General features: G+C 68.5%; 21 protein-coding genes. 14 read left to right on the top strand and 7 right to left on the bottom strand.

Features of this window, described 5'->3' with window-relative positions; genetic code table 11:
* Positions 1-18: 18 nt before the first annotated feature.
* Together E0W80_RS09675 and E0W80_RS09670 are read left to right on the top strand one after the other, a co-directional pair.
* Complete coding sequence (locus E0W80_RS09675; RefSeq protein ID WP_131492329.1) at positions 19-2,346, top strand: glycoside hydrolase family 3 N-terminal domain-containing protein; 2,328 nt, start codon at positions 19-21, stop codon at positions 2,344-2,346.
* Positions 2,347-2,410: 64 nt separating this feature from the next.
* Positions 2,411-3,811, top strand: a complete 1,401-nt coding sequence (locus tag E0W80_RS09670) for a threonine/serine exporter family protein (RefSeq protein WP_131492285.1) — start codon at positions 2,411-2,413, stop codon at positions 3,809-3,811.
* A 33-nt stretch (positions 3,812-3,844) separates the two neighbouring features.
* Here E0W80_RS09670 and E0W80_RS09665 read toward each other — a convergent pair whose 3' ends face one another.
* Positions 3,845-4,450: a flavin reductase family protein gene (locus tag E0W80_RS09665; RefSeq protein WP_131492284.1), complete on the bottom strand. Its 606-nt coding sequence runs from the start codon at positions 4,448-4,450 to the stop codon at positions 3,845-3,847.
* A gap of 66 nt (positions 4,451-4,516) precedes the next feature.
* Between E0W80_RS09665 and E0W80_RS09660 the strand changes: the two genes are divergently transcribed.
* Positions 4,517-5,218 carry a winged helix-turn-helix domain-containing protein gene (locus E0W80_RS09660; RefSeq protein ID WP_131492283.1) on the top strand — a complete coding sequence of 234 codons (702 nt, stop codon included), beginning with the start codon at positions 4,517-4,519 and terminating at the stop codon, positions 5,216-5,218.
* On the opposite strand, the gene E0W80_RS09655 is transcribed toward E0W80_RS09660, so the two are convergent.
* Genes E0W80_RS09655 through E0W80_RS09645 form a run of 3 tightly spaced genes read right to left on the bottom strand, consistent with a single transcriptional unit; the run spans position 5,215 to position 8,817 of the window.
* On the bottom strand, positions 5,215-5,511 hold the full coding sequence (locus E0W80_RS09655; RefSeq protein WP_047524272.1) for a hypothetical protein: 297 nt from the start codon (positions 5,509-5,511) through the stop codon (positions 5,215-5,217). The two genes, E0W80_RS09660 and E0W80_RS09655, sit on opposite strands and share 4 nt — an antisense overlap.
* A 45-nt stretch (positions 5,512-5,556) precedes the next feature.
* Positions 5,557-7,941, bottom strand: coding sequence for a phosphoenolpyruvate synthase (gene ppsA, locus E0W80_RS09650; protein ID WP_131492282.1), 2,385 nt, complete (start codon positions 7,939-7,941; stop codon positions 5,557-5,559).
* A 48-nt stretch (positions 7,942-7,989) separates the two neighbouring features.
* Positions 7,990-8,817 carry a pyruvate, water dikinase regulatory protein gene (locus tag E0W80_RS09645; protein ID WP_131492328.1) on the bottom strand — a complete coding sequence of 276 codons (828 nt, stop codon included), beginning with the start codon at positions 8,815-8,817 and terminating at the stop codon, positions 7,990-7,992.
* Positions 8,818-9,038: 221 nt separating this feature from the next.
* Between E0W80_RS09645 and E0W80_RS09640 the strand changes: the two genes are divergently transcribed.
* From E0W80_RS09640 to E0W80_RS09630, 3 genes are all read left to right on the top strand, one after another.
* A complete protein-coding gene (locus tag E0W80_RS09640) occupies positions 9,039-9,251 on the top strand; it encodes a heavy-metal-associated domain-containing protein (protein ID WP_047522544.1) in 213 nt (70 codons plus the stop codon).
* Positions 9,252-9,317: 66 nt separating this feature from the next.
* Entirely contained in the window at positions 9,318-11,636 is a 2,319-nt protein-coding gene (locus E0W80_RS09635) for a heavy metal translocating P-type ATPase (protein ID WP_131492281.1), read from the top strand.
* The gene (locus E0W80_RS09630; protein WP_131492280.1) at positions 11,633-13,756 is read left to right on the top strand and encodes a heavy metal translocating P-type ATPase; all 2,124 of its coding nucleotides are present in this window, start codon (positions 11,633-11,635) and stop codon (positions 13,754-13,756) included. Before E0W80_RS09635 ends, E0W80_RS09630 begins: the two co-directional genes overlap by 4 nt.
* Positions 13,757-13,840: 84 nt before the next feature.
* On the opposite strand, the gene E0W80_RS09625 is transcribed toward E0W80_RS09630, so the two are convergent.
* The gene (locus tag E0W80_RS09625; protein WP_131492279.1) at positions 13,841-14,134 is read right to left on the bottom strand and encodes a hypothetical protein; all 294 of its coding nucleotides are present in this window, start codon (positions 14,132-14,134) and stop codon (positions 13,841-13,843) included.
* On the opposite strand from E0W80_RS09625, the gene E0W80_RS09620 reads away from it, so the two are divergent.
* Entirely contained in the window at positions 14,133-14,840 is a 708-nt protein-coding gene (locus tag E0W80_RS09620) for an HAD-IA family hydrolase (RefSeq protein ID WP_131492278.1), read from the top strand. The genes E0W80_RS09625 and E0W80_RS09620 overlap by 2 nt on opposite strands.
* Positions 14,841-14,845: 5 nt before the next feature.
* Here E0W80_RS09620 and E0W80_RS09615 read toward each other — a convergent pair whose 3' ends face one another.
* On the bottom strand, positions 14,846-15,469 hold the full coding sequence (locus E0W80_RS09615; protein WP_131492277.1) for a metal ABC transporter ATP-binding protein: 624 nt from the start codon (positions 15,467-15,469) through the stop codon (positions 14,846-14,848).
* A gap of 54 nt (positions 15,470-15,523) precedes the next feature.
* On the opposite strand from E0W80_RS09615, the gene aztB reads away from it, so the two are divergent.
* Genes aztB through aztD form a run of 4 tightly spaced genes read left to right on the top strand, consistent with a single transcriptional unit; the run spans position 15,524 to position 19,798 of the window.
* Positions 15,524-16,438 carry a zinc ABC transporter permease AztB gene (aztB, locus tag E0W80_RS09610; RefSeq protein ID WP_131492276.1) on the top strand — a complete coding sequence of 305 codons (915 nt, stop codon included), beginning with the start codon at positions 15,524-15,526 and terminating at the stop codon, positions 16,436-16,438.
* Positions 16,435-17,634 carry an ABC transporter gene (locus E0W80_RS09605; protein ID WP_131492275.1) on the top strand — a complete coding sequence of 400 codons (1,200 nt, stop codon included), beginning with the start codon at positions 16,435-16,437 and terminating at the stop codon, positions 17,632-17,634. Before aztB ends, E0W80_RS09605 begins: the two co-directional genes overlap by 4 nt.
* Entirely contained in the window at positions 17,631-18,551 is a 921-nt protein-coding gene (gene aztC, locus E0W80_RS09600; protein WP_131492274.1) for a zinc ABC transporter substrate-binding protein AztC, read from the top strand. The genes E0W80_RS09605 and aztC overlap by 4 nt, the downstream gene beginning before the upstream one ends.
* Before the next feature lie 50 nt (positions 18,552-18,601).
* Positions 18,602-19,798, top strand: a complete 1,197-nt coding sequence (gene aztD, locus E0W80_RS09595) for a zinc metallochaperone AztD (RefSeq protein ID WP_131492273.1) — start codon at positions 18,602-18,604, stop codon at positions 19,796-19,798.
* 71 nt (positions 19,799-19,869) lie between these two features.
* Here the strand turns inward: aztD and E0W80_RS09590 are convergent, their stop codons facing one another.
* Entirely contained in the window at positions 19,870-20,790 is a 921-nt protein-coding gene (locus tag E0W80_RS09590) for a HipA domain-containing protein (protein ID WP_131492272.1), read from the bottom strand.
* A 1,080-nt stretch (positions 20,791-21,870) separates the two neighbouring features.
* Between E0W80_RS09590 and E0W80_RS09585 the strand changes: the two genes are divergently transcribed.
* From E0W80_RS09585 to E0W80_RS09575, 3 genes are all read left to right on the top strand, one after another.
* The gene (locus tag E0W80_RS09585; protein ID WP_131492271.1) at positions 21,871-22,179 is read left to right on the top strand and encodes a helix-turn-helix transcriptional regulator; all 309 of its coding nucleotides are present in this window, start codon (positions 21,871-21,873) and stop codon (positions 22,177-22,179) included.
* A gap of 90 nt (positions 22,180-22,269) precedes the next feature.
* Positions 22,270-22,980, top strand: a complete 711-nt coding sequence (locus E0W80_RS09580; protein WP_131492270.1) for a hypothetical protein — start codon at positions 22,270-22,272, stop codon at positions 22,978-22,980.
* Positions 22,977-23,678, top strand: a complete 702-nt coding sequence (locus E0W80_RS09575; protein WP_131492269.1) for a hypothetical protein — start codon at positions 22,977-22,979, stop codon at positions 23,676-23,678. Before E0W80_RS09580 ends, E0W80_RS09575 begins: the two co-directional genes overlap by 4 nt.
* Positions 23,679-23,699: the final 21 nt, after the last annotated feature.

Raw genomic sequence — 23,699 nt, 5'->3', positions numbered from 1 at the left:
GAAGTTCCACAGAAAGAGATGGATGTGCTCTCCCCCACCCCCCGCCCTCAGCTCTCCGCACGCGTGGCGAGCCTCCTGGACCAGATGACGCTGGAGGAGAAGCAGGCACAACTCGTCGGCTTCTGGGTCGACCAGGGCAACGAACTCGTCGCCCCGATGGCCGGCGAGAAGCGGACGTCCACCCGCTACGAGGAGGCGACCGCTCACGGGATCGGTCACCTGACCCGCGTCTACGGCACGCGCCCCGTCGAGCCTATCGAGCGCGCGAGCTGGTTGTGGGGCGAGCAGGCGCGGCTGCAGCGGGAGACCCGGCTGGGGATCCCCGCTCTCGTGCACGAGGAGTGCCTGACCGGGCTCGCCGCGTGGAAGGCCGCGACCTTCCCGACGCCGCTCGCGTGGGGAGCGTCCTTCGACCCGGATCTGGTCGAACAGGTCGGGCGAGCGATCGGATCGTCGATGCGTACCCTCGGGATCCATCAGGGTCTCGCGCCGGTGCTGGATGTGATCCGCGACCCGCGGTGGGGACGCGTCGACGAGTGCATCGCCGAGGACCCGCTGCTGGTCGGAACCGTCGGAACCGCCTATGTGCGCGGCATGCAGGCGGAAGGTGTGCACGCCACGCTCAAGCACTTCGTGGGGTACTCCGCCTCTCGCGCCGGCCGCAACCACGCTCCGGTGTCCGCCGGTCGTCGCGAGGTGGAGGACGTGCTCCTTCCGCCGTTCGAGATGGCGGTACGGGAAGGCGGTGTGCGCAGCGTCATGAACTCCTACAGCGATATCGACGGCGTGCCGGTCGCCGCGGATCCGTACTACCTCGATGAGGTGCTGCGCGAACGCTGGGGGTTCGACGGAGTCGTGGTGTCCGACTACTTCGCCGTCGATTTCCTGCGCACCATGCATCATGTCGCCGCCGACTCCGCCCAGGCGGCCGCGCTCGCGCTCACCGCGGGAATCGATGTGGAGCTGCCTTCCCCCGACGCGTACACGACGCTCGCCGCACAGGTGCGCGACGGGTCTCTGCCGGAGAGCATCCTGGATCGGGCCGTCGGGCGCGTGCTCACGCAGAAGGAGGAGCTGGGCTTGCTGGACGCGGACTTCACCGATCCGCCGCGCGAGGTCGACCTGGATTCGCCCGAGCATCGTGGACTCGCCCGCCGTCTGGCCGAGGAGTCGCTCGTCCTCCTGAGCAATGACGACATCCTCCCGCTCGACCCGTCCGCGTCGCCGCGTATCGCGGTCATCGGACCGAATGCCGACAGCGCCGAGGCGTTGATGGGGTGCTACTCCTTCGTCAACCACGTGCTCGCCCACCACCCCGACGTACCCGCCGGCATCGCGCTGCCGAGCGTGCTCGACGCGCTCCGGGCGGAGCTCCCCTCGGCGACGATCACCCACGCCGTCGGCTGCGAGGTCGACGGCGAGGACCGCAGCGGTTTCCCCTCGGCGATCGCGCAGGCCACCGAGGCCGATGTCGCGATCGTCGTGATCGGTGACCGTGCCGGGCTGTTCGGACGCGGCACGGTCGGCGAGGGCAACGACGTCGACTCCCTCGACCTCCCCGGCGTGCAGCGCGCACTCGTCGAGTCGATCGTCGCCACCGGCACCCCGGTGGTGGTCGTCGCTCTCACCGGCCGCCCCTATGCTCTGGGCTGGGCGCTCCCGCCACGGGCGACCGCTGCCGGGACGAACGCGGGTCTCGGATCGGTCAATTCCCCCGCGCCGGCCGGCCGGACATCGCCGACAGAGCAGCCTCCCCTGCCGGCCGCCGTCCTGCACGGGTTCTTCCCCGGGGAGGAAGGAGGCGCGGCGATCGCCGCCGTGCTGAGCGGACGCGTGTCCCCGTCCGGTCGCCTGCCGGTGTCCCTGCCGAGATCCGCCGGCGCGCAGCCGTACTCTTACCTGCACGCCGCCCTCGGAGGACGCACCGATGTGACGAGCGTCGATCCGACGCCCGTGCGTCCCTTCGGATTCGGGCTCGCCTACACGACGTTCGAGCACCGGGACCTGACAGCTGACGAGACCGTGACCGCGGGGCAGACGTTCCAGGTCACCGTGCGCGTGCGCAACGTGGGCTCCCGCGAGGGCACCGACGTCGTGCAGCTGTATGCGCACGACGAGGTCGCAAGCGTGGCCCGCCCCGTCGCGCAGCTGGTCGACTTCCGCCGGGTGTCCCTGGCACCGGGTGCGGAACAGGTCATCGAGTTCGCGGTCCCCACCGAGCGCCTCGCCTTCACCGGCCTGGACGGCGTGCGCCGCGTGGAGCCGGGGAGCATCCGACTCTGGGTGGGGTCGGCCTGCGACGACGTCGAGACCTCCGCCACGATCGACATCACCCCTGCTCCCTGACGGGCGGGCGGTCCGATCGCGGCGCGCCCGTGACGGATCGCCTCCCGGACGGGAGAATGGAGACATGTCCGCGAGATCCCGCCGGCCGCTGCTCACGTCGGTGCGCCGCCTGCTGCACACCGATCCCTCGGCCGTCGCGGCCACCGAGGCGATGCCCGTCATCGACGAACGCACGGTACCGCGGGTGCTGGACCTTGCGACCCGTATCGGCGAGTCGATGTTCGCGGTCGGGGCCTCCGCGCACGAGGTGACGCTCGCGATCATCCGCGTGTGCGACGCCTATGGGATGAAGGGCGTCCAGGTCGACGTCACCTACAACTCGATCACGGTGTCGTTCCACCTGAGCGGCGAGGTCTGGCCGGAGACGCTGGTCCGCGTGGTGCGGGTGACGGCTCCGGACCATGCGAAGCTCCAGCGGGTGCAGGCCCTGGTGGCGGACATCGACGACGGACTCGACCTCGAATCCGCGCGCGCGACCTTCCGGGCGATCCGACGGGTGCCCTTCCGCTATCAGCAGCCGGTGGTCATCGTCGCGCGGGCTCTGCTCGCCGTCGGGGTGAGCATCATGCTCGGCGCCTCCCCGATCATCGTCGCCCTCACCTTCGTCGCGGCGCTCTGCGCGGCGCTGACCCAGGCGGCTCTCGCCAGGATCCGGGTCCCGTTGTTCTTCAGCCAGATCGCCGGTGGCTTCGTGACGACCGGGGTGGCGGTCGTCGTGTCGGCTCTCGGCGCCGCGGGGGTCGAACCCTTCGTCGGCATCCGCCCGTCCATCATCGTGGCCTCGGGTATCGTGCTGATGCTCGCCGGACTCACCGTGGTCGGGGCGGCGCAGGACGCGATCGACGGGTTCGCGCTCACCGCCGGCGGACGCATCCTCGACCTCACGATGCAGACGCTCGGGGTCGTGATCGGGATCCTCGTGGGCCTCGAGCTGGGCAGTGTCCTGGGCTTCACGATGGACCTCCCCGACGACCCCGCGCCGTTCGGCCCGCTGCTGAACCAGTTCGCCGGTGCGATCATCGTCGCCATCGCGGTCGCCGTGTTCAACGGCGCCGGGATCCGGATCATCCTGGTGAGCGCACTGCTCAGTGCCGTCACGCTCGCGGGGTATTCGGCATCCATCGCCCTGAACCTGCATCCCGCGGCGGCGAGCGCGGTCGGCGCACTGCTGGCGAGTTTCCTCGGCATGCTGATCGCCCGCAACCTGCACGTGCCGTCCGTCGCGGTGACGACCGCGGCGATCGTTCCCCTCGTCCCCGGTGTGGCCGTGTTCCAGGGTCTGCTCGAGATGGTGCACGCGGCCGGTACCTCGACCGGGATGCTGTACGCCGGAGGTTCGCTCATCGATGCTGCGGTGATCGGCATCGGTCTCGCCTCCGGAGCCTCCCTCGGGTTGTACCTGGGCACTCCGTTGCGCGCGACCCTCGCCAGCGTCGCGAAGACGCGCGCCCGCGTCCGCCGCTGATCCCCACCCGTCTGGGAACCCGAGCCGAACGGCTCACCGCTCCGCGCGGAAGTTGACCCCGACCCGCTCGCCCTGCGCGAAGTAGTGCCGGAACGTGTAGTACATCGGCTTCCAGGCATCGACGTCGACGTAGGAGGTCCCCGGCACCGCCAGCGCCTGATGCACGTGTGTGCGCAGGACTTTCGCATGGACGATGGTGGCGTCGCCTTCCTCATCCAGCGGCGTCAGGTTCGTGACACGAGCCTCCATCTGCACGGGGCACTCGGCGATCCGCGGCGGCCCGACGATCCCACTCGGCCGTGGAGTGAACCCGCCGAGCGTCCACTTGTCCGGCTCGAATCGGTATTTGTCCCGCTTGGGTGCCGGGACGTCCGCAACCCCCGTGGTGTCGGCGATCCTCTCGACCGACTCGCACAACCGAGCGTCGGGAAGGTTGATCACGAGTTCGCCGTTGTCGCGGAGATTGCGCATCGCCTTGCCCCCGTTGCTCAGTCCCAGGACGTAAGTGTCGCCCAATGCCCATGCGGACGAGATGGGCGTGATGTTCGCGGTTTCGTCGCCGGCCTTCGCCGTGGTGAGCAGGGCCACAGGGGTGCCGAAGTAGAACACGGAGGGTTCGATCGCCAGAGTCGAGTTCATGAGGGCAAGTCTGTGGCTCGAAACGTTCGGGCTGGACCGAACGGTGCGGGCGATAAAATCCTCGACATGGAGGGGACGAGCAGCCCGGAGTTGGCGGCGACGGCCGCCGTCTTCGCCAACGAGGCTCGCGCGTCGATGCTGTTGCTCCTGCTCGATGGAAGAGCATGGACGCTCACGGAACTGTCCAGGGCCGCCGACATCGCTCGGTCATCCGCGAGCGAGCATGCCGACAGACTGCTCGATGCCGGTCTCGTCGAAGAAGTGCGCCAGGGACGACACCGCTACCTCAGACTCGCCGACACCCGAGCCGCTGACCTGGTCGAGGCACTCGCCGCATTCTCCGGTCGTGTCCCGCCCGCCACGCCGTCGCTCGACGCCCAGCACCGTGACCGCGCCATCAAGGAGGCTCGTACCTGCTACCGCCATCTCGCGGGCAAGCTCGGTGTCGCACTCGCTGACGGCATGCGCGCGACAGGCTACATCGAGTCCGATTTCTCACTCACCCCGGCCGGACGGACCTGGGTGGCGTCCCTCGGGATCGAACTGCCGACGAATCCGAGGCGCGCTCTCACCCGCCCGTGCCTCGATTGGACGGAACGACGCGAGCACCTCGCGGGGCTGGCCGCGGACATGCTGCTCGCGACGTTCACGGAGAACGCCTGGATCGAGCGCGTTCCCTCCAACCCCCGCGCCGTGCGTCTCACCGCAGCGGGGAGCGAAGGTCTCGCAGACCTGCTTCCGGGAGCCCCCTTCCGCCGCGTTCCCTAGCCGAGCTGATCGAGGACGAGCTCGCCCCGGGCGTTCAGGTTCTCCATCATGCGTTCGATCCGCTTCGAGTCGATCGCCGGCATCTCCGCGTGGTCGAACGCGAGGCTCAGAGGGATGCTGGGGTGCATCCAGATCGTGAGCCGGCCGGCCGGGTTCTTCTCCTCCGGCAACCAGGTCATCATGAAGCTCTCATGACGGCGAAGCTTCGTCCCGATGACGATCTTCAGATGCGCCAGCGTCTCGTCATCGACCTCGATCGGAGGACGAGAGCTGTTGTACTCGAGGGTTCCCATGACCTGAGACTACTCGTGTCGGCCGACAGAGACGCCCCGGCGCGGTCAGGGAACCGGCACGGTCTGCGCGGCGAGCCGCAGCCAGGTCTCCACGACGGTGTCGGGGTTGAGTGACATCGACTCGATCCCCTGCGAGACCAGCCACTCGGCGAGATCGGGATGGTCACTCGGGCCCTGACCGCAGATCCCGACGTACTTCTCCGCACGGCGGCACGCCTCGATGGCCATCGAGAGCATCCGGAGCACGGCCGGGTCGCGTTCGTCGAAGGTCGAGGCCACCAGTCCGGAGTCGCGGTCGAGTCCGAGCGTGAGCTGGGTCATGTCGTTCGAGCCGATCGAGAAGCCGTCGAAGTACTCGAGGAACTCCTCGGCGAGCACGGCGTTGGAGGGGAGCTCGCACATCATGATCACGCGCAGTCCGTTCTCGCCCCGCCGCAGGCCGTTCTCGCTCAGCAGTTCCGTCACGGCCGCCGCTTCACCGAGGGTTCGCACGAACGGGACCATGATCTCGACGTTGGTGAGACCCATCTCGTCCCGCACGAACCGCAGCGCCTCGCACTCCATGTCGAAGCACGCACGGAAGTCCGGAGAGATGTAGCGGGAGGCGCCGCGGTAGCCGAGCATCGGATTCTCCTCCTGCGGCTCGTAGAGCTCCCCGCCGATGAGGTTGGCGTACTCGTTGGATTTGAAGTCGCTCAGGCGCACGATGACGGGTTCCGGCGCGAATGCCGCGGCGATCATCGACACCCCTTCCGCGACGCGACGTACGAAGTACACCCGAGGAGACGCGTAGGCCGCGATGCGCTCGGAGATGTCGGCACGCAGGGACGTCGGCAGCGATTCATGGTCCAGGAGCGCGCGCGGGTGGATGCCGATCTGCCGGTTGATGACGAACTCGAGTCGCGCGAGCCCGACGCCGCGGTTGGGCAGTTTCGCGAAGGCGAACGCCTGATCGGGAGTGCCGACGTTGAGCATGATCTTCGTCGGGCTCTCGGGCATCGCGTCGAGACGCGTGATGATCTCCTCGAACCCGAGCATGCCCTCGTAGACGAAGCCGTTGTCCCCCTCGGCGCACGACACCGTGACCCGCTGTCCGTCGCTCAGAACGGTGGTCGCGTCACCCGTGCCCACGACGGCGGGGATGCCCAGCTCGCGCGCGATGATCGCGGCGTGACAGGTACGACCACCGCGATTCGTGACGATGGCGGAGGCGAGCTTCATGATCGGCTCCCAGTCGGGATCCGTCATGTCGGCGACCAGCACGTCCCCGGGCCGGAAGGCGTCCATCTGCGCGAGCGAGGTCATGACCCGCACCGGTCCGGCTCCGATCTTCTGCCCGATCGCGCGCCCGACGGTGATCACCGTGCCCGATTCCTCGAGCACGAACCGCCGCATCTCCTTGCCGTCGGCGCGGGAGACCACCGTCTCCGGGCGGGCCTGGAGGATGTACAGCCGCCCGTCGATGCCGTCCTTGCCCCACTCGATGTCCATCGGACGCCCGTAGTGCTCCTCGATGACCAGGGCCTGCCGTCCGAGCTCTTCCACCTCGGCATCGGTGATGCTGAAGCGGACGCGCTCGGCGGCGGGGACATCGGTGAAGACGGTGCTGGCGCCCGCGTGCGTGCCGTCGGCGTAGACCATCTTCACGGCCTTCTCACCGACCGAACGCTTGAGAATCGCCGGCCGTCCCTCACGCAGGGCGGGCTTGTAGGCGTAGAACTCATCGGGGTTCACCGCGCCCTGCACGACCGCCTCGCCCAGACCGTAGGAGCTGGTGATGAACACCGCACGATCAAATCCGGATTCGGTGTCGACCGTGAAGAGCACGCCGGAGGCCCCGACATCGGAGCGGACCATGCGCTGGATCCCCGCCGACAGCGCCACGTCGTGGTGGTCGAATCCGTGATGCACGCGGTAGGCGATCGCCCGGTCGTTGTAGAGCGACGCGAACACGCTGCGGATCGCGGCGAGGATGTTGTCGATGCCGCTGATGTTGAGGAACGTCTCCTGCTGGCCGGCGAAGGAGGCATCCGGCAGGTCCTCCGCCGTGGCACTGGATCGCACGGCCCAGGAGACCGACGCGGGCTCGGGATCGGAGTCGACGAGCGTGGCGTAGGCCGCACGGATGTCCTGCTCGAAGGCGGCCGGGAGCGGCTGCTGCTCGATCCACTCGCGGACGGTGGCGCCGACCCGCGCGAGTTCGGCGACATCCGTGACGTCGAGCGCTTCCACGGTGGATCGGATGCGCTCGTAGAGTCCTCCCTCGGCGAGGAAGTCCCGGTAGGCGTCGGCCGTGGTCGCGAAGCCGCCGGGCACGCTCACCCCGGCTCCGGAGAGGTTCGAGACCATCTCGCCGAGGGAGGCGTTCTTGCCTCCGACCTGGGCGACGTCGGCCATGCCGATCTGCGTGAACCAGAGGATGTTCGTCATGTGATCTCCAGAGAGTGGGGCGTCGTGTGCGAGGGGTGGAGACCGTGATCAGCTGCGCAGGCGCATGGACTGCATGATCACGGCGGACATCTCCTCCACGGATTTCGTGGAGGAGTTGAGGAAGGGGACGCGGTTGCGCCGATAGAGGTCTTCCGCGCGGCGGATCTCGAGCGTGCATTGAGCGAGGCTGGAGTACACCGTGTCCGGCCGCCGCTCGTGACGCACCTGACTCAGCCGGAGCGGGGTCGTCGTCAGCCCGAAGCACTTGCTCGCGAACCGTTCGACCGTCGCGGGCAGCCCGTCGGACGGGAAGTCGTCGTCGGTGAGCGGGTAGTTCGCCACCAGCAGTCCGTACTGCAGGGCCAGGTACATGGTCGTCGGGGTCTTCCCGCACCGAGAGGGCGCGATGATGATCACGTCGGCGATGTCGAGCGCCCGCATGCTCTGGCCGTCGTCGTGCTCGATCGCGTACTCGACCGCCCGCATCCGGGCGAAGTAGCGCTCCATGTCGCCGACGCCGTGATACTGGCCCAGTTGCTCGGAGGCCGCACTGCCGAGGGAGGCTTCGAGCTCCCGCAGATGCCCGCCGAGGAGGTCGATCACGACCGCGCCCGACACATGGAACTCCGCGAGGATCTGCGCGGACTTCACGGTCGTGAAGACGATCGGAGCAGCACCCGCCGGGCTGACCCGGAGATCGCCGATCACGGCGCGGGCGCCGTCCACCGAGTCGACGAAGGGCACGGTGTGGCGGCGGAAGCGCGCGCCGGGGAAGTTCGCCAGAAGGGCGTTCCCCAGGGTCTCGGCGGTGATACCGGTGCTGTCCGAGACGAAGTACGCGTCCCGGACCTCGGCACCGGAGTCATCTCCGAGCACGCCGGCCGGAAGCCCGGGCGATGAGGGCTGGCGGGTCGAAGGGTCGGACACGTTCCTGAGCCTAGGAAAGTAACCACCTTCATCATGAGGTCTTCCCGAGAAAGAATGAGCGAATTTACTCGGAGGGCAAGCCGGATCCAGGGATGCGGAATACCCCGGATGGGTATATGGTTGTGGTGATCCAATACCCCATAGGGGTACGCGAGAGAATGGGAGAGGCAATGACGACCAACGAGTACCAGGTCACCGGGATGACGTGCGGGCACTGCGAGATGTCGGTCCGCGAAGAAGTCGCCGAGGTTCCCGGCGTCGACGGGATCCAGGTCAGCGCACAGACGGGCAAGCTCGTCGTCACGAGCACCGACGGCGTGGACGACGCTCAGATCCTCGCCGCTGTGACGGAGGCGGGGTACGCGGCCGTGCGCACGGCGTGAAGGCCGACACCACGGGCACAGCCTCTCGCTGAGCCCACCGACGACGATCAGGAGAAGGATAGGACCATGAGCACATCAGCACTTCCGAGCATGGGATCGGGCGTCGAGCTCGAGATCGGCGGGATGACCTGCGCCTCTTGCGCCATGCGCATCGAGAAGAAGCTGAACAAGCTCGACGGCGTCGTGGCGACCGTCAACTACGCGACGGAGAAGGCGAGCGTCTCGGTCCCGGACGACTACGACGCAGCGCTCCTGATCGCCGAGGTGGAGAAGACCGGGTATTCCGCGGTCGTCGCTGCCCCACGGGGGAAGAGGAAGGACGCGGCCACAGGCGGCGACACCGACGACACCGATCCTGAGCTGCTCTCGCTGCGCAACCGACTGATCGGCGCGATCGTGCTGACGGTGCCCGTGATCGCGATGGCCATGATCCCCGCGCTGCAGTTCACGTACTGGCAGTGGGCCTCGCTCGCGCTGGCCGCCCCGGTGATCACGTGGGCGGGCTGGCCGTTCCACAAGGCCGCGTGGACGAACCTGCGCCACGGAACGGCCACGATGGACACGCTCATCTCGATGGGAACCTCGGCCGCCTTCCTCTGGTCGCTGTACGCGCTCTTCTTCGGCACCGCAGGCATGCCGGGGATGACGCACCCGTTCGAGTTCGCACTGGCTCCCTCCGATGGGGCGGCGAACATCTACCTCGAGGTGGGTGCCGGCGTGACGATGTTCGTCCTCGCGGGGCGCTACTTCGAGAAGCGGTCGAAGAAGCAGGCCGGCGCGGCTCTGCGCGCGCTCCTCGAACTCGGCGCGAAAGAGGTCGCCGTGCTGCGCGGCGGTGCAGAGACGAGGATCCCGGTCGAAGACCTCCAGGTGGGCGACGAGTTCGTCGTGCGACCGGGCGAGAAGATCGCGACCGACGGCCTCGTGGTCTCCGGGACGTCGGCCGTCGACGCCTCGATGCTGACCGGTGAATCCGTACCGGTCGAGGTGGCCCCGGGCGACAGCGTCACCGGCGCGACCACGAACGTCGGGGGGCGGCTCGTGGTCCGCGCGACCCGGATCGGCGCGGACACACAGTTGGCACAGATGGCCAGACTCGTCGAGGACGCGCAGACCGGGAAGGCGGAGGTGCAGCGTCTCGCCGACAGGATCTCCGGGGTGTTCGTCCCGATCGTGATCGTGATCGCCCTCGTGACGCTCGGTGGCTGGCTCGTCGCGGGGTTCCCCGTCGCCGCGGCATTCACGGCGGCGGTGGCCGTCCTCGTGATCGCGTGCCCGTGCGCACTGGGACTCGCCACGCCCACGGCCCTGCTGGTCGGGACCGGTCGAGGGGCGCAGATGGGCGTGCTCATCAAGGGCCCGGAAGTCCTGGAATCCACCCGCCGGGTCGACACCGTGGTGCTCGACAAGACGGGAACGGTCACCACCGGCAGGATGACCCTGGTCGATGTCATCGTGGAGCCCGGCACCGACCACGCGACGCTGCTGCGGCTGGCCGGGGCGGTGGAGGATGCCTCGGAGCATCCGATCGCGCAGGCGATCGCCGCGAGTGCCACCAGGGAGGTCGGGGCGCTGGCCACGCCGGAGGAGTTCACGAACCTCGAGGGAAGGGGCGTGCAGGGCGTCGTCGAAGGCCATGCCGTGCTCGTGGGACGCGAGTCGCTCCTCGCCGAGTGGTCGCAGACACTGAGTCCGGGCCTCTCCTCGGCGAAGGTCAAGGCCGAGGGCGAGGGCAAGACCGTCGTCGCGGTCGGCTGGGACGGACACGCACGCGGCATCCTCGTCGTTGCGGACACGATCAAGCCGAGCAGCGCCGAGGCGATCGACCACTTCCAGGCGATGGGGCTGACCCCCATCCTGCTCACCGGGGACAACGAGACCGTGGCACGGCAGATCGCGGCGGAAGTGGGGATCACGGAGGTGATCGCGGAAGTCCTCCCGAAGGACAAGGTCGACGTGGTCGTCCGGCTCCAGCGCGAGGGCAAGACGGTGGCGATGATCGGCGACGGTGTCAACGACGCCCCCGCCCTCGCCCAGGCCGACCTCGGACTCGCGATGGGCACCGGCGCGGACGTGGCGATCGAGGCATCGGACATCACGCTCGTCCGCGGTGACCTCCGCAGCGCGGTCGACGCGATCCGCCTGTCGCGCAAGACGCTCGGAACGATCAAGACCAACCTGTTCTGGGCCTTCGCCTACAACGTCGCCGCCATCCCGGTCGCGGCGCTCGGCATGCTCAACCCCATGCTCGCCGGTGCAGCGATGGCACTGTCGAGCGTGTTCGTGGTCGGCAACAGCCTGCGCCTGCGCGGGTTCACGAGCGTCACGCGACGAGGACGCTCCCGTCGAGCCACCCGCCCCGCTCTGAGGAAGGATCACGCATGAACGAGCCGCACGCGCACCAGGACGCACAGGCCCCCACCGCTGTCGACTCCGGGCACACGGGGCACGAGGCCCCCGAGGGACACGGAGGGCACGGCGGACACGGAGGACACGGCGGTCACGCGGGTCACGGTGGTCACGCAGGGCACGGTGATCACGTCGGGCAGTTCCGGCGCCTGTTCTGGATCAACCTCGTCATCGCGGTGCCCGTGGTGGCGTTCTCTCCGATGTTCGCGATGCTCTTCGGGTACGACGTCCCAGGCTGGGCGCAGTTCGTCGCTCCGGTGCTGGGCACCGTCATGTACGTCTGGGGCGGCTGGCCGTTCCTGACCGGCGCCGTCAGCGAGCTCCGGACCCGCACGCCGGGCATGATGCTGCTCATCGGACTCGCCATCACCGTGGCCTTCTTCGCATCCTGGGGCGCGACGCTTGGACTGCTCCACCACGAGCTCGAGTTCTGGTGGGAGCTGGCGCTCCTGATCGTCATCATGCTCCTCGGACACTGGATCGAGATGCGGTCGCTCGCGCAGACGACGTCGGCCCTCGACTCGCTCGCCGCCCTGCTGCCCGACGAGGCCGAGCGGGTCGAAGGGGACACGACCGTCACGGTCTCCCCCGCGGAGCTCGCCGTCGGCGATGTCGTCGTCGTCCGTCCCGGCGGGAGCGTCCCGGCCGACGGCCGCATCATCGACGGGACCGCCGCGATGGACGAGTCGATGGTGACCGGCGAATCACGTCCCGTCACGCGGTCCACCGGCGACACCGTCACCGCGGGCACCGTCGCCACCGACTCGGGCCTTCGGGTGGAGATCACCGCCACGGGCGACGACACCGCCCTCGCCGGCATCCAACGGCTGGTGACGGAGGCACAGAACTCCTCGTCCCGTGCGCAGCGCATCGCCGACCGCGCCGCCGCGCTGCTGTTCTGGTTCGCGCTGCTGTCCGCCGCGCTCACCGCCGTGGTGTGGACGGTGGTGGGAAATCCGGACGCGGCCGTGGTCCGCAGCATCACCGTGCTGGTCATCGCCTGCCCCCACGCCCTCGGGCTCGCGATCCCGCTGGTGGTGTCGATCGCCACCGAGCGGGCCGCACGTGGCGGCGTGCTGATCAAGGACCGACTCGCGTTGGAGAGCATGCGCACGGTCGACGCCGTCCTGTTCGACAAAACGGGCACTCTGACCAAGGGCGCTCCGACGGTCACGGCGATCGAGCCGACCGGTGAGGTGGACGCCGATCGGCTGCTCGTCCTCGCCGCCTCCGCCGAAGCGGACAGCGAGCACCCCCTGGCCCGGGCGATCGTACGGGCAGCCGAGGAGAAGAGCCTCACGCTCGCTCCTGCATCCGGGTTCACCTCGTCCCCGGCGGTGGGTGTCACGGCGTCCGTCGACGGTGCAGAGGTGCGTGTCGGCGGCCCGAAGCTCCTCGATGAGATCGGCGCGCAGGAGATCGCCGCCGCGGACGTGTGGCGCGAAGAGGGAGCCATCATCCTCCATGTCGTGCTCGACGGCCGCGTGGTCGGCGGACTGCGACTCGCCGACGAGATCCGCCCCGAATCCCGCGAGGCCGTGGACGCTCTCCACCGTCGGGGCGTCGAGGTCGTCATGATCACCGGGGATGCGCAGGCTGTGGCCGAATCGGTGGCTGCCGAGCTCGGCATCGACCGGGTCTTCGCCGGGGTGCGCCCCGAGGACAAGTCCGCCAAAGTCGCGGAGCTGCAATGCGAGGGCAAGAAGGTGGCGATGGTCGGCGACGGCGTGAACGATGCGCCCGCACTTTCGCAGGCCGACGTGGGCATCGCGATCGGGGCGGGGACCGACGTCGCCATCGCCTCGGCCGGCGTGATCCTCGCGAGCTCCGACCCCCGCTCGGTGATCTCCGTGATCGAGCTGTCGCGCGCCACGTACCGCAAGATGAAGCAGAACCTGTGGTGGGCGGCGGGCTACAACCTCGTGTCGGTGCCCCTCGCCGCCGGAGTCCTGGCGCCGATCGGATTCGTCCTGCCGATGTCGGTCGGAGCGATCCTGATGTCGTTGTCGACGGTCGTCGTCGCGCTGAACGCCCAGCTGCTGCGTCGGATCGACCTCGCCCCCGACGCGCACACCCGGTCCGTCGGCGACCGCTGATCCGTCCGAGGGGACGCCACGAAGCGTCTGACGAAGGCAACCCGCGGGCGGATCATGCACCCCGCCCCGGCGTTCGCCGCGGGGTCAGCCCTCCACGTACTCCTGGCGGACTCTGCCTTCGGTCGCCAGCTCGATGTATCCGAAGTCATGGTCGGAGTTGAGGATGACGGCGTCGTTGGCGACGGCGTACGCGGCGATGAGACAGTCGAACACTGCTGCGGCGCGCACGAGCCCCCTCTTCCACAGTGCCTGCTGGATATCGAGGACATCCTGCTCGGCGGGATGCTCCCATGCGGGAAGCAACCCCTCCATGTCTCGGCGCAGCTCCGCTGGAGCGCGGCGGAACAGTCCGCGCCCCGAACGTGTTCTCTTCTGCATGACCGACGGATCCCGTGAAGTGGCGCCGGAGCGCGTCGTGGCCGTGTTCGATGTGTTGGGCACTCTGGTGAATCAGGCGGAAGGTCTCCGACGCCGAGTGGAGGCGACGACAGGCCTCGACCGCGAAGAGACGACCGCGATCGTCGACGAGTGGCTGAGCGGAGTGGCCGAACAGGAGCAGGCCATCGTCCGTGGTGAACGCGTTTTTGCGACCAGCGACCAGCTCGACGCCGAAGTGCTGGAGCGGCTCGCCTCCCGAAGCGTCCTTCCCGTCACAGCCGTCCCCGCGCTCGTCGGCGCCTCCGCTTTCAGCCCGCCCTGGGAGGACTCCGCCGCGGGTCTGCGCTCCCTCGCCGAGGTCGCCACCGTCGTGGGATTGTCGAACGCGAGTCGTCGGGTACTGACCGGCTTGAGCGTCCATGCAGGTTTCCGCTGGCACCAGGTGCTCTCGGCGGAGGACGCCGGCACCTACAAGCCGGCCGCGGAGATGTACGAGTTGGCGATGGCGAGCGTCCCGGCGAGCGGTCGTCCCCCGTTCATGGTCGCGGCCCATGCGTGGGACCTCAGAGCGGCGCGGGATGCGGGCCTGCGCACGGCCTACGTGCCTCGGCCCGACGCCGAACCCCCTTCCCCGGGCGAGCGGTTCGACATCCACGCCACCAGCCTCGCGGACCTCGAGAGGCGCCTGCGGGCGGAGACGGAGTAGGTCGCTCAGACCACTCGCCCGCGCTCCAGCCGGATGACACGGTCGGCGGCGAGCACGGCAGCGTCGTCGTGGGTGACGGTGCACACCGCGACGCCGCGAGCGGCCTCTTCCCGAAGGATCTCCTGCATCCGGGCAGCACTCTCGCGATCGAGACCGGCAGCCGCTTCGTCCAGCAGCAGGACGTCGGGCTCACACACGATCCCCTGCGCGAGGAACACCCGCTGCCGCTGCCCGCCGGACAGCTCCGCCAACGGGCGGCCCGCGAACTCCGACATCCCGACACGATCGAGAGCCTGCTCCACCGCTCGACGCGCGGTGGCGCGGGAGAGGCGTCGCCCTCGCTTCCACGTCCCGATGCGCACCACATCCGCCGCTGACACGGGCAACGCATCCGGCACGGCAGGACGCTGCACGACGAGCGCGAGGGTCCCCCGGCGGCGCACCGCACCCCGCCGAGGGACCTTCACACCGGCGAGGATCTCGATCAGTGTCGACTTGCCCGACCCGTTGTGCCCGGCCAGAGCGACGACCTCCCCGGACCGGACATCGACCGTGACGGAGTGCAGCACGTCATCGTCGGAGTACCCGAAGCACACGTCACGCGCGGACAGCGCAGAGCTCTCATCCATAGTCTCAGCCTAGCAATTGATAATCATTCTCATTCTCATATAGAGTCTCCTCCCGTGCCCTTCCTGCTCGAACCGTTCGCCGTGGAGTTCTTCGTCCGTGCCCTGTGCGGCGGAATGCTCGTGGCCGTGATCTGCGGGGTCGTGGGCACGTGGGTCGTGATCCGCGGCATGGCTTTCCTCGGCGAGGCGATCGGCCACGGAATGCTGCCCGGCGTCGCGCTCGCCACCGTGGTCGGCGCCCCGGTCCTGCTCGGCGCGGCTCTGAGTGCTGCCGCCATGAGCGCTGCGATCGGCCTCCTTCAGCGACGGGGCCGGCTCTCGTACGACACGAGCATCGGTCTGCTGTTCGTCGCCATGCTCTCGCTCGGCGTGATCATCGTCTCCCACTCCCGCAGCTTCGCCACGGACGCGACCGCTCTGCTGTTCGGCGACATCCTCGCCATCCGCCCCGACGACATCGCGATGCTCCTCGTCGCCGCCGTCGTCACGGTCGGCGTCGCGTCCGCATTCCATCGCTCCTTCGTGGCGACGGCCTTCGATCCGCGCATCGCCCGCACGCTCGGGTTGCGCCCCCAGCTCGCGCACGTGGTGCTCGTCGCCCTCGTGACGCTCGCCGTCGTCGCGTCATTCCAGGCCGTGGGCACGCTCCTCGTCGTCGGTCTGCTCCTCGCCCCCGCCGTCGCCGCCCGGGCGTGGACGACGCGGATCCCCACGACCATGCTCGGGGCCTCCCTCGTGGGCGCCGCAGCCGTCCTGATCGGGCTGTTCGCCTCCTGGCACTTCGCGGTGGCGGCGGGGGCCTCGATCGCCACCGCGGCCGTGCTGCTGGCCGCTCTCTCCGCAACGGCACGTTCGCTTCTGACCCGCGCCGTTCGTCGGCACCATCCCGTCGAGCACCCCGAATCCGCATCCCCGCGACCCGCATCGCCCGATGCTCCTGCCGTCGCGCTCCCCGAAAGGACCCGATGATTCCCCGCCCCCTCCGGCTCCTCCCCGCCGCCCTGACGATCGTCGCGCTCAGTGCGTGCGCCTCTGCTCCGGAGAGCTCAGCGCCTGCGACCCCGGCGTCCGGAGACGGCCACGGCGCGATCGCCGGCGCTGAGGAGGTCGCCGAGCCGCCTCTCGGCCTGCTGTCCATCGATGCCGCGGGGAACGCCGCCGTGCTCGACCTGCGGACCGAGGAAGCGATCACCCTCGACCGCACGGCAGCTCCGTCGGCGCTCGCGAGCGATGGACGCTACGGGTTCGTGACCACGGAAGAGGGCGTGGAGGTGCTCGACTCGGGCCGATGGAGCTGGGATCACGGCGACCACTTCCACTACTACCTCGCCGAGCTCGCGCTTCTGGGCACGGTCGCCGGCGAGGGCGTCGCCACCGTCGTGACGGGCCCGCTGTCGACGGCCGGGGCCACCGGCGTGTTCTTCGGCGGCAGCCGCGAGGCGGTGCTGCTCGACAACAAGGCACTCTCCGAAGGACGGCTCGATGAGCTGTTCCGCATCGAGATGAACGCGGACACCGGCCTGGTCGCCCCGATCGGAGAGGGCGCACTCGTGGCCGTCGACGACACGCTCATCTATCACGACAGCGACGGCGAGCCCGCGGAGTCCCCGGTCGACTGCGCCGACCCCTCGGGAGCGATCACCACCCGCGTCGGACTCGTCGTCGGCTGCGCAGACGGTGCGGTCCTGGCGGCCTGGCAGGACGCGGGCCTCACCGTCGAGCGCATCCCCTACCCGTCAGGCGCCGTCGAGCGCGCCCTGTCGTTCGACGGCCGGAAGGGTCGTCCGACGGTCGCCGCCGTCGCGGGCACGACCGGCTTCTGGCTGCTCGATTCCCGGGAGCGCACCTGGACCCTGGTGCCCACCGAACGTCCGCTGACGCACGTCGTCGCCGTGGACGACGCCGAGGGGCATGTGGTCGCCATCGACATCGACGGGCGGATCGTCGTGCATCTCGCCGACGGCGGTGCGCTCGTCGGCGCCACTGATCCTCTGCTCGCCGACGGCGGCGCCGCTTCCTCGCTCACCGTCGACGAGCAGCGGGCCTACGTCAGCGACCCGGCCGCCGGCGTCGTACACGAGGTCGACTACGCCGATGCCGCCCGCGTCGCTCGTTCCCTCGAGACGCCCACGGCTCCCGCATTCGTCGCGGAGGTCGGGCGATGAGGCCGCTGCGTGCGTCCTCCCTGCTGATCGCGACGACCGTGGTCCTTGCCGGCCTCGCGGGGTGCACCGGCACGGCGGCATCGGATCGACCGCAGATCGTGGTCACCACGAACATCCTCGGCGACGTCGTCGAGAACCTCACCGGCGATGCGGCCGAGGTCACCATCCTGATGAAACCGAACGCGGACCCGCACTCGTTCGAGATCTCCGCCCAGGAGGCCGCACGGATGGATGGCACCGACCTGCTCGTGACGAACGGACTGGGCCTCGAGGAGGGGCTCCAGCAGCACATCGATCGCACCGCAGCCGCGGGAGTCCCGACGGTCGTGGCCGGCGACGTGATCGACGTGCTGCCCTACAGCTCCGAAGACGCGAACGGGGCGGACGATCCGCATTTCTGGACCGATCCGGCGCGCATGGTCGATGTCGTGGACGCGGTGGAGGAAGCGCTGGCCGAAGTGGACGGGATCGACGTCGCGCAGGTCCGCAGCAATGCCGAGACGTATCGCGGCGAACTCGCCGAGCTCGACGAGGAGATGTCGGCCGCCTTCGCCGCGATCCCCGTGGAACGACGAGCACTCGTGACGAACCACCACGTCTTCGGCTACCTCGCGGACCGCTTCGACTTCCGCCTCATCGGTGCCGTGATCCCCGGGGGCACGACCCTCGCCGCGCCGAGCGCTGCCGACCTGCGCGATCTCACCGACGCGATCGACGAGGCAGGAGTCCGCACGATCTTCGCCGAATCCTCGCAGCCGGACCGACTCATCCAGGTGCTGGCCTCCGAGGCCGACGTCCAGGTCGAGGTCATCGAGCTGTTCACCGAGTCCCTCACCGAGCCCGGCGAGGGCGCCGACACCTACCTGACGATGATGCGCGCCAACACGGACCGCATCGCCGACGGACTGACCCCATGAATGGACCCCGACCGGGGCCCGATACGAGAGGAAACACAATGAAGCGACACATGAGGATGAGTGCCGCTGTCGCGGCGCTGGCAGGCGTCTCGCTGCTCGCCACCGCCTGCGCCGGCGGTGCGGGCGGAGCAGGCGACACCGCGCCCACGGACGAGAAGTCAGGCACCACCGCGGGCGAGACGGGACGCGTCGCGATCTCGTACCCCGGAGGGATCGCGGTGCTCGACCCCGAGACGCTCGAGGTCGTCGACGAGTTCGAGACCGAGGAGTTCACCCGCCTGAACCCGTTCGGCGACGGCCGCACCATCGCCGTCACCACCTCCGCAGGGTTCCAGATGCTCGACACCGCCGAGCCCGCCCTGACCGACGCACTGTTCGAGGCGACCGCGGCCGGGCACGTCGTCATCCACGGCGAGGACACCGTGCTCTTCGACGACGGCACCGGAACGACCACGATCGTGCCGACCGACGGCTTCGCCGACGGCTACGACGCTCTCCCCGAGACCACGACGTACACCGCCGATGCCCCGCACCACGGTGTCTCGATCGTGCTCGAGGACGGTTCGCTGCTCACCACGGTCGGCGACGAGACGTCGCGCACCGGGGCCAAGGCCTTGCACGCACACGACGACCACTGGGACGAGGCCGCCGTCAACGCCGAGTGCCCCGGCATCCACGGGGAAGGCACCGCGGCCGAGGAAGCCGTGATCTTCGGTTGCGAGAACGGTGCACTGCTGTTCAAGGACGAGGCCTTCACGAAGCTCGCGGCACCGGACGCGTACGGCCGCATGGGCAACGCCTTCGTCTCGGAGACCAGCCCGATCGTCGTCGGCGACTACAAGAACGACCCGGACGCGGAGGGCTACCTGCTGAATGCCGTCACGCTGATCGACACCGCCGCCGAGACGCTCGATGTCGTCGAGCTGCCTGCCGAGGTGCAGTACACCTTCCGCGACATCGCACGCGGCCCCGGCGACCTCGCCTACATCCTGTCGACCGACGGGCAGATCCACGTCCTCGACCCCGAGACGGGCGAGCTCACGGAGTCCTACCCCGTGATCGAGGCGTGGGAGGGTCCGGCCCAGTGGCAGGACGCACACCCGGCGATCAAGGTCGACGGCGACATCGCGTACATCACCGAGCCCGCCGCGAACAGTGTGCACGCCGTGGACCTCACCACCGGGGAGATCATCGCCTCGGTCGAGCTCGACCACACCCCGAACGAGATCGCGGTGGCCATCGGCTGACCCCCGCGTTCGCGCGCACCGGCGGGCAGGGCGTCCTCATCGGACGCCCTGCCCGCTTTCGTGCCGTACGATCAGCGCGCGCTTCGGCCGAGATAGCGACCCGTGACCCATCGGTCACCGCGCCACTCGCCCGGTTCCCAGATCCGCCTGACAGGAAGATCGACCGCGTTCGCCTCCGTGAAGCGAGGCAGCGCGCTCAGACTCAGGTCCTCGCCGTTCGCGCGGCGCACGAACTCGTCGGCGAAGGTCTGGATACGCGCGGGCATTTCCCGCAGCCGCGGAGTGACCATGTCGGCCGGGACTTCGGCGACCGCGGCTTCGAACGCTCCGTGGAGGCGGGGCGCCATCGCGTTGATGGTTTCTCGCATGAGTTCACGTCGTACGCCCAGGACGTCGGCGGCGCGCGCGATGTTGCGGCCGGAGATCTGACGATACCGGCGCTCCTTGCCGTACTTCACCGCCGCGCTGGATCTGAACATGACCCGGTCTTCCTCCCAGAACCCGTGCGCCGAGATGAGATCGTAGGCCGGCGCGAGCCGCGTCGCGTTCCCGACGTGCAGCATGCTGTGGTTCTTCGCGTGAGCGTCGACGCCTGCCACGAGCAGATTGAAGACGAACAGATCGGCGAGCTCGACGTGATCCTTGCCTCGGTAGAACGGTGACGAAGCGCGGTCGACCAACTGCACCATGTCGGCCATCGTCGGACCGCCGTCCTCCTCATACTTGCGCGACGGATAGACGCCGAGCGCCTGGCAGAAGTCCTCCTGGTGGATCCTGGCGACGGCGCCCTCGGCGGTGAGGCGGCGATCGAACCGCGTCGTGACGAAAGCGCGGACGCCGGCGAAATCGAGGATCTCCACCCTTGCGACTCGCAGGTCGAGCGCGCGCGCCGCGCGCATCGTCACGTAATCTGACGACCGAACGATCCTGCAAGGACGGGTCCTGCACGTCGACGAAATCGGCGTATACCTCGCGTCCAGCGGGGATGCCATCACTGTCGGTTTCGAAGATGACCGCGATTGCTTCGCCGCGCGCGCTCCCGGTTACCTCTTCCCATGGAACGCCATCAAGCTGCTCACTGTCGTCCAGGCATCCGAGGATTATGAAGCAGCGTGGCGGGAACACTACGCGAAGATCGAAGCGTTCGCGGCCGCACACGACGACCGCGCTCCTGGTTCCGACCGCGAGTACCGCGAATGGGCGGAGACCCAGGCCCTCCACGGCTAAAAAGCGATGCCCCGCAAAGCGAGCGCTAGCACCTAGAGCTGCCATCGAGGCGTACTACGAAGAAACGGGTTGCCCCCGGTTCGGCCGACCCGAAAGTAAATAAAATAGAAACGGTTCTACGCCGTGACTGGTCAGATGGGGTTGAGCGTACCGAATAACCGGTACGCTTCTCGAACCCGAGAATGACCAGTTCAGGGGTAAATACCCCCCGCGGGGGTGGAACATCGAAAGTCGCCGCGTACCGCGGCGACTAACGAAATCGGTACGCCCTGAAATCGCTGCCGAACTGGGGAAAGCCAGCGTCCAAGCGCGCATGTACCGGATGTACCGCGATTCCGAGAGAACTAACATGTGTGCGTGTGCGCATGCGCGCATGTGTGGAGTTTCTTCACATCCGCGGTACATCCGGTACATTCCCGCTTCATCTCTCTCTATTTCGTTGAGAAATCAAGGAAAATCCACCATTCCGCCCGTACCGTTTCTGCCCCTGAGCTCTCGAAAAACGGTACGCCGATGGGTCGAGCGGACCGAGATAAATAGCGTCTGACCAGGCGAAAGCAGGAGCTACTAGCGTACCGAATTTGCAACAGAAAAACGGTACGCCCGCCCCTCGTCTGCCTTCTGAGCTGACTGGCGAGCAGCTGCCCATCCACCTCCGTGCAGCGGGCAGGTGAACGAGATCCGCATGCCCTTGTTGGTCTCGAGCGAAACCGGCTCGCAGTCACGTCCGCACTCCGGACACGTCCTGTATTGCTCGTCGATATCGCCGCCGGCACTGCCGCCTTCCATTCCCCCATCGAAGCACGCTCGCCTGCCGGGTATGTAGCGACTGATTGAATAGTTCAATGGCTCACAGTTGGTCGACCTACTTCAACGGGATCACCGAGCACGCCACTGGCTCATCGATCGCGCAGCGTCTGGGCGTCTCAGGCTCCAAGGTCAGCTACTGGCGCCGGGGCGAGCGGCCACCGACACCTCGAGAGGCTGCCCACATCGCGCGCACCTTCGGACGGAGCCCACTCGAAGGTCTCGTCGCGGCCGGATACCTCACCGCTGAGGACCTCTCCGAGGATGTGTCGGTCGTCGCACACACCCTGGCCGACTACAGCGATGTCGAGTTGGCAGAAGAGATGCTGCGCCGCGCCAAACCATGAGCGGGTGACTCGTTCAGGCCCGAAGCGGAGATCGCCGCCCAATTGATACTTGCGCAAGCTATACTCGTTAGTAAGCGTTAGGAGCTGAAGATGTCGAACGCAACTGCCCATCCCCTCCGCAGCGATCGACGTGCGCATCTCCCGGCCACACGATCGGACGAAATCCGAGAGATCACCATCGTGTTCGACCGTGGTATTGCTCTCACGAGTCACGACGCCGAAGAACTCGCGCACGAGCTGAATGTGCTGGGTTCCAGTCTCCGTCACACGCATTTGGTCACCATCTTGAAGGGCGTGAACAAGGCGCTCCGGCATGAGGAAGAGCCTGGGCACTCGTCGCTGACGGAGGCTGAGCTGGACGCACTGCGCGCAGCCGGCTCGCTCGTCGAGCCTCAGAATGCGCTGCGCATCGAAGAGCGCCCGAGCGTGCGCACGGCGCTGCGTCAGCAGGACATCCTCGCAGAGGCCCTGACGACCGATGAGGTCGCTCGTCTGCTCCGCGTCACGACAAGCCGCGTGCGCCAGCGCCACGGCGATGGGACTCTCTTCGCGATCCCGGGCCCTGGCCGCGGCCTGCGGTTCCCGAGCTTCCAGTTCACCGACCACGGTGAGCTTCCCGGCTGGGGAACGGTGAGCCGAGCGCTGCCCGAAGGTGCGAACCCCGTGGCCGTGGAGTACTTCCTCACCCACGCTCACCCCGACCTGGGAGACGGCGAGCTGACTCCTGCCCAGTGGCTCGCCGCCGGCAAGCCCGCAGAACCCGTCGCGGCGCTGGCCGAGCAGGCGTTCTCGATCCGATGAGTGCGCTTCCTGCCCCCGACGCATTGAAGTTCCCGCATCCGCTCCCCCAGAGCGCTGTCCGCACGCTGCCGGCCGGCACGATCTTCGGCCGCATCTACGACGCAGGCGGCGCTCACCCGTCTCGGTGGCACGAGCTCCGCCACTTCGGGCCCACGGGGAGCCGATTCGATCACCACCCCGATCCCGCAGGCCATCATCCCGACCACGCCGTGACCTACGTCACGCCCCAGATCGCGGTTCCGCCGGCGACAGCAACTCAGAGCGTCCTGTTCGTCTGCCTGTCCGAGTGCTTCAGCGACCGAGGTGTCATAGAGCGCGGCGACGGTGCAGCTGGGGGTTCGCAGCCGCGGTTCGTGCTGTTCGCGTCCACCCGAGACATCACACTCCTGGACCTCGTCGACAGCACTTGGGCCACGGACGCCGGCGGGAACGACCAGATCAACACCGGAGACCGGGCACTGTCCCGCCCATGGGCCCGCGCCATCCACCAGACCTATCCCGACGTCGACGGCGTCTTCTACCGCCCCCGCACCATCGCGCAGCGTCCGCAGCTCCCCGAGACTCGTGCAGTGGCGCTGTGGGAGCGCGCAGAGGACGCCCTGCCGGTGAGCCCGACCGCGGACATCGAACTCAGCTCGCCCGGACTCACCGTGACGCTCGAGGCGTTCGCGAAGACCCTCGGCCTCGGCCTGGCGTAGACCCCCAAGGAGGGAGACATC

This window comes from Microbacterium sp. PI-1 (assembly GCF_004337555.1).
In the GTDB taxonomy this organism is placed as follows: Bacteria; Actinomycetota; Actinomycetes; order Actinomycetales; family Microbacteriaceae; genus Microbacterium; species Microbacterium aurugineum.
This window is presented reverse-complemented; position numbering and strand designations above follow the sequence as displayed.